We start from the raw sequence: 3037 nt of genomic DNA, 5'->3' as shown, positions 1-3037 counted from the left end.
GATCTTCTGCAACTCAGCGCCCAGGGCGTGGCCGGGCTGTGCATGGCCGCCGGCGGTGCCACTTCCCACGTGGCGATCCTGGCCCGGGGCAAGGGGCTGCCTTGCCTGGTGGCCCTGGGCCCGCAAGTGCTGCGCATCGACAATGGTCACCAGGTGGTACTGGATGCCAACGGCGGGCGCCTGGAACTGGCGCCCGGCCCGCAGCGCATCGCACAGGTGCAACAGGCCGGCGAAACCCAGCGCCAGCGCCGTGCCCTGCAACAGCAAAAAGCCCATGAGCCCGCCCTGACCCTGGACAGCCAGCAGATCGAGGTGGCGGCCAATGTGGCTTCCAGCGATGAAGCTCGGGACGCGCACCAGGGCGGCGCCGACGGCGTCGGCCTGCTGCGTACCGAGTTTCTCTTCGTTGACCGCCAGAGCGCCCCGGATCAGGAAGAACAGCGCCAGGCCTATCAGGCAGTGGTGAACGCCATGGGCGACAAGCCGGTGATCATCCGCACCATCGACGTCGGCGGCGACAAACAACTGGATTACCTGCCCCTGCCGGTGGAAGCCAACCCGGTACTTGGGCTGCGCGGCATCCGCCTGGCCCAGGCGCGCCCGGAGCTGCTGGACCAACAACTGCGGGCGCTGCTCCAGGTCAGCCCCGTGCAACGCTGCCGGGTGATGCTGCCGATGGTCACCGAAGTCGCCGAGCTGCTGCACATCCGCCAGCGCCTGGACCTGTTCGCTGCCGAACTGGGCCTGGGCCAGCGCCCGGAACTGGGGGTCATGATCGAAGTCCCCGCCGCCGCCCTGATGGCCGAGCAATTGGCCGAACACGCCGACTTCCTGTCCATCGGCACCAACGACCTGTCCCAGTACACCCTGGCCATGGACCGTGATCACGCCGGGCTGGCAGCACGGGTCGACGCCCTGCACCCCGCCCTGCTGCGGCTGATCGCCCAGACCTGCGCCGGCGCCCAGCGCCATGGTCGCTGGGTCGGGGTCTGTGGCGCCCTGGCCTCCGATCCCCTGGCCACACCGGTACTCATTGGCCTGGGCGTCAGCGAGCTGTCGGTCAGTCCGCCGCAAGTGGGCGAGATCAAGGACCGGGTGCGCCAGCTGGACGCAGGCCAGTGCCGCCAGCTCAGCCAAGCGCTGCTCAACCTGCCCGGCGCCGCCGCAGTCCGTCAGGCCTGCGAACGGCTTTGGCCTCTGCACTCATAACAAGAATTCCAGGAGAGACGCCATGTACCAGTATTTCATCGAGGGCCTGCAACGCCTCGGCCGGGCGCTGATGCTGCCCATCGCTATCTTGCCCATCGCCGGTCTGCTGCTGCGCCTGGGCGACACCGACCTGTTGAACATCGCCATCATCCACGATGCCGGGCAGTCGATCTTCGGCAACCTGGCGCTGATCTTCGCCATCGGCATCGCCGTGGGCTTTGCCAAGGACAACAACGGCACCGCCGGGCTGGCGGGAGCCATCGGCTACCTGGTGATGATCTCGACCCTCAAGGTGCTGGATGCCAGCATCAACATGGGCATGCTCGCCGGGATCATCAGCGGCCTGATGGCCGGCGCCCTGTACAACCGTTTCAAGGACATCAAACTGCCGGAGTACCTGGCGTTCTTCGGCGGCCGGCGTTTCGTGCCCATCGCCACCGGCTTCAGCGCCGTGGGCCTGGGGGTGGCGTTCGGCCTGATCTGGCCGCCGATCCAGCACGGCATCAACAGCTTTGGCCAGTTGCTGCTGGAAAGCGGCAGCTTCGGCGCCTTTGTCTTCGGTGTGTTCAACCGCTTGCTGATCGTCACCGGCCTGCATCACATCCTCAACAACATGGCCTGGTTCATCTTCGGTAGCTTCACTGACCCGAGCACCGGCGCGGTGGTCACCGGCGACCTGACCCGCTACTTTGCCGGCGACCCCAAGGGTGGCCAGTTCATGACCGGGATGTTCCCAATGATGCTGTTCGGCCTGCCCGCCGCCTGTCTGGCGATGTACCGCAATACCCCGCCGGAGCGGCGCAAGGTGATGGGCGGGATCTTCCTGTCCATGGCCCTGACATCCTTCCTGACCGGGGTCACCGAACCCATCGAGTTCGCCTTCATGTTCCTTGCGCCACTGCTGTACCTGGTGCATGCACTGCTGACGGGGCTGGCCATGGCCCTGACCAATCTGCTGAACATCCACCTGGGCTTCACCTTCTCCGGAGGCGCCATTGACATGGCCCTGGGCTGGGGCCGCTCCACCAACGGCTGGAAGGTGTTTCCGGTGGGCCTGCTGTACGCAGTGATCTACTACCTGGTGTTCGACTTCTGCATCCGCCGCTTCAACCTCAAGACTCCGGGCCGTGAAGACAGCCCCACCAGTGAGAAGAGCGAGCTGAGCGTCGACCAGCGTGCCGCAGCCTACATCAAGGCCCTCGGCGGCGCGGGCAACCTGATTACCGTCGGCGCCTGCACCACTCGCCTGCGTCTGGAACTGGCAGACCGCAACCTGGCTTCGGACAGCGAACTCAAGGCCCTGGGCGCCATGGCCGTGGTGCGCCCAGGCAAGGGCGGCAGCTTGCAAGTGGTGGTGGGGCCAATGGCCGACAGCATCGCCGACGAGATCCGTCTGGCGTCACCCGATTCGGCCCAGGCTGCGGTGGCACAGACCGTTGTTGAAGAAGCCGCGCAGATCGATATTTCCACCCAGGAAGCCCAGCAGTGGCTGAACGCCCTGGGCGGCCGGGACAATCTGGTGCAGATGGATTGCGTGGCCCTGACCCGGTTGCGGGTGCAGGTGAGCGATAGCCGCAGCCTGTCGGAGTCGGCGCTCAAGAGCCTGGGCTGCCAGGGTACGCGGCGCATGGAGGGAGATGTCTGGCACGTGGTGATTGGCGAGAAGGCCGGGGGATTGCAAGCGGCTCTGCAAACGCTGCTGCACAGGAAGGTGGAGGCGGGAGCCTGAAGACGCCTTCGCCGGCAAGCCGGCTCCTACAGGCGAAGGCCCACAAAAAAGCCCGCTGACCGTGTCCGGTTCAGCGGGCTTTTTATCGGTGGATAACCT

2 protein-coding genes are annotated in these 3037 nt (G+C 66.1%); both read left to right on the top strand.

The window, feature by feature from the left end:
• Nucleotides 1–1209, top strand: a 1209-nt coding sequence (gene ptsP, locus BLX41_RS36535; protein ID WP_259745288.1) for a phosphoenolpyruvate--protein phosphotransferase, incomplete at its 5' end; no start/stop codon positions are given.
• A 22-nt stretch (nucleotides 1210–1231) separates the two neighbouring features.
• Nucleotides 1232–2938 carry an N-acetylglucosamine-specific PTS transporter subunit IIBC gene (nagE, locus tag BLX41_RS28565; RefSeq protein WP_123727588.1) on the top strand — a complete coding sequence of 569 codons (1707 nt, stop codon included), beginning with the start codon at nucleotides 1232–1234 and terminating at the stop codon, nucleotides 2936–2938.
• Nucleotides 2939–3037 lie beyond the last annotated feature (99 nt).

The organism is Pseudomonas protegens, assembly GCF_003732485.1.
GTDB classification, from domain to species: Bacteria; Pseudomonadota; Gammaproteobacteria; order Pseudomonadales; family Pseudomonadaceae; genus Aquipseudomonas; species Aquipseudomonas protegens_B.
This window is presented reverse-complemented; position numbering and strand designations above follow the sequence as displayed.